This is a genomic window from Sphingomonas bacterium, assembly GCF_903643065.1.
In the GTDB taxonomy this organism is placed as follows: domain Bacteria; phylum Pseudomonadota; class Alphaproteobacteria; order Sphingomonadales; family Sphingomonadaceae; genus Sphingomonas.
Map to the genome: position 1 here is coordinate 1 of NZ_CAHJWX010000192.1, position 5,047 is coordinate 5,047.

General features: G+C 71.6%; 6 protein-coding genes. 3 read left to right on the forward strand and 3 right to left on the reverse strand.

Annotation, left to right across the window (positions count from 1 at the left end; translation table 11 throughout):
• From HUU95_RS08030 to HUU95_RS08040, 3 genes are all read right to left on the reverse strand, one after another.
• On the reverse strand, positions 1-194 hold a 194-nt coding region (locus HUU95_RS08030; RefSeq protein WP_217429794.1), incomplete at its 3' end, for a hypothetical protein.
• Positions 188-955 (reverse strand): HpcH/HpaI aldolase family protein, encoded by a 768-nt coding sequence (locus HUU95_RS08035; RefSeq protein ID WP_254602685.1) that lies wholly within the window; start codon positions 953-955, stop codon positions 188-190. The genes HUU95_RS08030 and HUU95_RS08035, both read right to left, overlap by 7 nt.
• On the reverse strand, positions 937-2,088 hold the full coding sequence (locus HUU95_RS08040; RefSeq protein WP_174279641.1) for a cobalamin-independent methionine synthase II family protein: 1,152 nt from the start codon (positions 2,086-2,088) through the stop codon (positions 937-939). Before HUU95_RS08040 ends, HUU95_RS08035 begins: the two co-directional genes overlap by 19 nt.
• A 232-nt stretch (positions 2,089-2,320) precedes the next feature.
• On the opposite strand from HUU95_RS08040, the gene HUU95_RS08045 reads away from it, so the two are divergent.
• The 3 genes from HUU95_RS08045 to HUU95_RS08055 all read left to right on the forward strand — a co-directional run.
• Positions 2,321-2,776 carry an RpiB/LacA/LacB family sugar-phosphate isomerase gene (locus HUU95_RS08045; RefSeq protein ID WP_302480105.1) on the forward strand — a complete coding sequence of 152 codons (456 nt, stop codon included), beginning with the start codon at positions 2,321-2,323 and terminating at the stop codon, positions 2,774-2,776.
• A gap of 1 nt (position 2,777) precedes the next feature.
• The gene (locus HUU95_RS08050; protein ID WP_174279643.1) at positions 2,778-3,569 is read left to right on the forward strand and encodes a triose-phosphate isomerase; all 792 of its coding nucleotides are present in this window, start codon (positions 2,778-2,780) and stop codon (positions 3,567-3,569) included.
• A 37-nt stretch (positions 3,570-3,606) separates the two neighbouring features.
• The coding region (locus HUU95_RS08055; protein ID WP_174279644.1) for a dihydroxyacetone kinase family protein at positions 3,607-5,047 on the forward strand (1,441 nt) is incomplete at its 3' end.

A 5,047-nucleotide genomic window follows, 5' to 3' on the forward strand; every position in this document is an offset into this window, starting at 1 on the left:
CCGGCGCGAGCCTCGGCATCGCGGGCGCGCGCCTCGCCCCGCGCGCGCGGATCGAGCGTCAACATCGCGTGGAGCGCCGGGTCCAGCGCGGCGATGCGCTCCAGGCACTCGCCCAGCAAGGCGTCGGCAGTCAGCTCGCCGGCGGCGAGCCGCGGCGCCAGCTCGACGATCGTCGCGTCCGCGTCGCTCAGCACCGGGCGCGGCGCAGGAGATCGGCCGCCCCGCTCAGGAGGAACCCATGGTCGGAGCCGAGCAGGAACAGGCTCGCCCCCTGTTGCGCCCAAAGCGGCACGTCCTCGATCCGCGCGAGGAACATGCCGACCGTCCGCCCGTGGCGCTGGCCGGCCGCGCAGACGCGTTCCACCGCGGCGATCACCTGCGGGTCGTCCTGGCTGGCGGCGCCGTAGGCGACGGTCAGGTCGGCGCGCCCCACGAACAGCGCGTCGATCCCGTCGACCGCCGCGATCGCGTCGATCGCGTCGATCGCCTCGGGATCCTCGATCTGGGCCACCGCCACGGTCCGCGCCTCGGCGACGGCCAAGATGTCCGCCATCGGTCGCGTGGTATAGCCCGCCGCCCGCGACGAGCCGGCATAGCCGCGCCCGCCGCGTCCATAGCGGCACGCGGCCGCAAAGGCCGCCGCGTCCGCGGCCGAGCGGATATGCGGCGCCACCACCCCCGTCGCGCCGCAATCGAGCGCGTTCAGGATCTGCTCGGGGCTGGCGACCGGCACGCGGATCAGCAGGTCCTTGCCCGCCGCGCGCGCCGCCATCGCGCAGCCGTCGCTCGCCAGGCGATCGAACGGCGCGTGTTCGGCATCGATGCACAGGCAGTCGAGGTCGGTCATCGCCAGCACCTCGACCACGATGGGCGACGGCGTCTTGACGAACGTGCCGACGATACGCTCGCCCGCCGCCAGCCGCGCCTTCAACGCCGTCACGCGGCCGCCGGCCACGCCGCGCGGCTGGCGAGCGCGGCGCCTTCGGCCAGGCTGGCGAGCTTGGCATAGACGATCTCCGGATCGACCGCGCCAAAGCCGGCGAAGGTCGAGAAGCCGCAATCCGTCCCCGCGATCACCCGATCACGGCCGACCAGGTTGGTGAACGTCTCGATCCGCTGCTTGACCACCCTGGAATGCTCGATGAAATTGGTCGTGCTGTCGATCACGCCGGGGATCAGGATCTTGTCCTCGGGCACGAGCGCGGGCCGCTCGGCGAACGCCTGCCAGTCATGCTGGTGACGCGGGTTGGCGGTCTCGAACAACAGGCCCGCGGGCTTGGCGCGCATCAGCGTGGGCAGGATGGTCTCCATCTCGACATCGTGGTGATGCGGCCCCTCGTAATTGCCCCAGCACACGTGCATCCGCACGCGATCGGCGGCCACGTTGCGCAACGCGTGGTTGAGCACGTCGACATGCTGGGCGATCAGCCTCAGGTAATCGGCGTCCGACCGGTCCTTGTACATCATGTGGCGCCCGAGCCCGAGATCGGGGCTGTCGAGCTGGAGCACCAGCCCGGCCGCGACGATCGCCTCATATTCGGGCCGCATCGCCTCGGCGAGCGCCTCCAGGTAGGCGTCGGCGGTGGAGTAGTGGTCGTTCGGCTGGAACAGGGCGATCACGCCCGGCGAGGCCGCGTTCATGAACGCGCCGGCCGGACGATGCCGCTTCCGCGCCGCCGCGAACCGGTCGATGTCCTCCTCCAGCGGCTTCAGCGTCACGCAGGCGACATCGCCCACGCATCGCGGCCGACGATAGCTGGGCGTCCCGCCGCTCTTCGCCTGCCGATCGAGGAAGGTGGGGAACGCCTCCAGATCGGCCGGCGGTGATCGCGGGCTGTCGCCGTCGAAGCCCGATATCCGATCCTTGATATAGGTGGCGTAGGAGATTTTGGACATCTCGCCGTCCGAGACGATGTCGATGCCGGCCGCCACCTGCCTCGCGACGCAGGCGTCCACCGCCTCCGCCAGCACGCGCGCGCGCGTGGCAGCATCGACCGCCTCGCCGCGTTCCTCGGCGAAGACGATGTCCGTCACGGCGGCGCTACGCGGCAGCGAACCGACATGGGTCGTCAGGATGCGGTCGGCCATCAGCTGCTCTCCTCGCCGTCGATTTACCCTCGATCCGCCAACCAGGCTGAATCCGGCGATCATCGGGCCACGTCGGGTCGCCCTTGATTGCATTCGGATGCAGGATTAGTGCGGCCGAACGGCAAGTCAAGATCGGTCCCCGCTGCGCGCGCCGGTGGCGGCATGCGGCCGGCGAAGCGCGCGGGTGGGTCCCGGCTCGGGATCATGGGCCGTCAGGATGGAGACAGGGATCGTGAAGGTTCTCATCGGGGGTGACAGCGCCGGCCAGCCGCTCGTCGACGTGCTGTTCGAGCATCTCGCGTCGCTCGACGGGATCGACGTCACGCGCGACGTGCCGGCGGCCGAGGACGAGCGCTATGCCTATGTCGCGGACCGCGTCGCCAACGCCGTCCGGGATGAGCGATACGAGCGCGCCGTCCTGATCTGCGGCACCGGCCTGGGCGTCAGCATCGCGGCCAACAAGGTGCCGGGCATCCGCGCGGCGCTGGCGCACGACACCTATTCGGCCGAACGCGCCGTCAAGAGCAACGACGCGCAGATCCTGGCGCTGGGTGCCCGCGTGATCGGCCCCGAACTCGCCAAGGCCGTCGTCGGCACCTATTTGGCGGCGCGCTACGATCCCGCGAGTCATTCGGCCGCGAACATCGCGGCGATCGACGAGGTCGACGCCCGCTATTCGAGCCGTTGAGATGGCGGCCGCGGACCTGTTCGGTGGCCGGTCGCGACGGCTGGTGGGCACGAGCTGGAAGATGAACAAGCTGCGGGCGGACGCGGATGCGTTCTGCACCACGCTGGTCGCGGACGGCGCGGCGCTCGCGAGCCGCGTCGATCTGTTCGTCGTTCCACCCTTCACCCTGATCGAGCGCGTCGCCGCCGCGCTCGGCCGCACCGGGATCGCGGTAGGCGCGCAGAACGTCCATTGGGACGATGCGGGCGCCTGGACAGGCGAGATCTCGGCGCCGCAGGCGGGCGATGCCGGCGCCTCCTTCGTCGAGATCGGGCATAGCGAGCGTCGCGCCAACTTCGCCGAGACCGACGGCACCGTCGCCCGCAAGGTCGCCGCCGTCGCCCGCAACGGTCTGGGGGCGCTCGTCTGCATCGGCGACACGGCGGACGAGCACCGGGCGGGCCGTTCGGCGGACGTGCTCGCCGATCAGGTCGACGCCGCCTTGTCCTTGGCCGCCGCCGCCGATCCCGCCGCGATCGCCTTTGCCTATGAGCCGGTCTGGGCGATCGGCGAGCACGGCACGCCGGCCGATCCGGCCTTCGCCAACGACATGATCGCAGGCATCGCCGCGCGCGCCGGCGCACGGCTCGGGCGCGAGGTGAGCGTGCTCTACGGCGGCAGTGTCCATCGCGACAATGCCGCCGCGCTCGCCGCCCAACCCGATATCGACGGCCTGTTCATCGGCCGCTCCGCCTGGGACGCGGCCGGATTGCTCGCCATCGCCCATCTGTTCGCGGACGTGCGGGATCGATGAACCGGCAAAGCCGGACGGCAGGAGAGAGGACGCCCCCATGAGGAAGACCAAGAAGCTCATCAACGATCCCGACCGGATCGTGTCGGAGATGGTGGAGGGGATGGTCGCCGCGCATCCGGCGATCCTGCGTTCGGTGGGCGACACCGGCCGCGTCCTCGTCGCCAGGGACGGGCCGCGCGACGGCAAGGTCGGCATCCTGATCGGCGGGGGCTCGGGCCACGAGCCCGCCTTTGCGGGCTATGTCGGCCGCGGGCTGGCCGATGCCGCCGTGATCGGCAACGTCTTCGCCTCGCCCTCCCCCCGGCCGATCGCGGAGGGCACGCGCGCGATCAGCGGCGGGCGGGGCGTCGTCCACCTATATGGCAATTACTCGGGCGACGTCATGAACTTCGGCATGGCGGCGGAGCTGTGCGCGGCCGACGGCATCGAGGTGCGGTCCGTGCCGGTGATTGACGACGTCGCCTCCGCGCCCGCCGAGCGCGCGGGGGAGCGGCGCGGCATCGCCGGCGACTTCTTCGTCTTCAAGATCGCCGGCGCGGCCGCAGACCGGATGCTCGATCTCGACGCGGTGGAGGCGGCGGCGCGCAAGGCGAACCGGCGGACGTTCACGATGGGCGTCGCGCTGGAACCCTGCTCGCTGCCCCAGACGCGCAAGCCGAACTTCCAGATCGCCGATGGTGAGATGGAGATCGGCATGGGCATCCACGGCGAACCGGGCGTGCGGACCGGCCCGCTGGAAAGCGCCGACCGCGTGACCGACGATCTGATGGCGCGCATCTTCGCGGAGGCGGGGCTGACGGCGGGCGACCGGGTCGCCGTGCTGGTCAACGGCCTCGGCGCCACCGCGATGATGGAGCTGTACATCCTGTTCAGGCGCGCGGCGCAGCTGCTCGGCGAGCGCGAGGTCGCGATCCATGCCTCCTGGGTCGGCGAATATGTCACCGCGCTGGAGATGGCCGGGGCGTCGATCACGCTGCTGGTGCTCGACGACGAGCTCGCCTCGCTCCTCGACCATCCCTGCGCCACGCCCGCGCTGAACGTGGGCCAGGTCACCGCCGAGCCGGTCGGATCGGGCCCGCGCGCGGAGGCGGAGCCGGGCGAGACCGCGGCCCCCTGGGCCGACGACGAGGTGGTCGACGACGACGCGCCCGACGGCGATTTCCGGGCCGAGACGATGCGCGCCGCGGTGATCGCGATCCGGGACGCGATCCTGGACCAGCAGGACTGGCTGTCCGAGCTGGACGGGGTAGTGGGCGACGGCGACCATGGCGTCACGATGGCGACGGGGTGGCAGGCCGCCGCCGATGCCGTGGCGCGGACCGCGCCCGACACCGGCATCGCGGGCATCTGCCGCAGCGTCGCCGAGGCGTTCCTGGACGCGGTCGGGGCGTCGTCCGGGCCGCTGATCGCCACCGCCATCCTGCGCGCCGGGGAGACGGCGAACGGACGGCGCGGGCTGGACGGTGCGGCGACCGCGG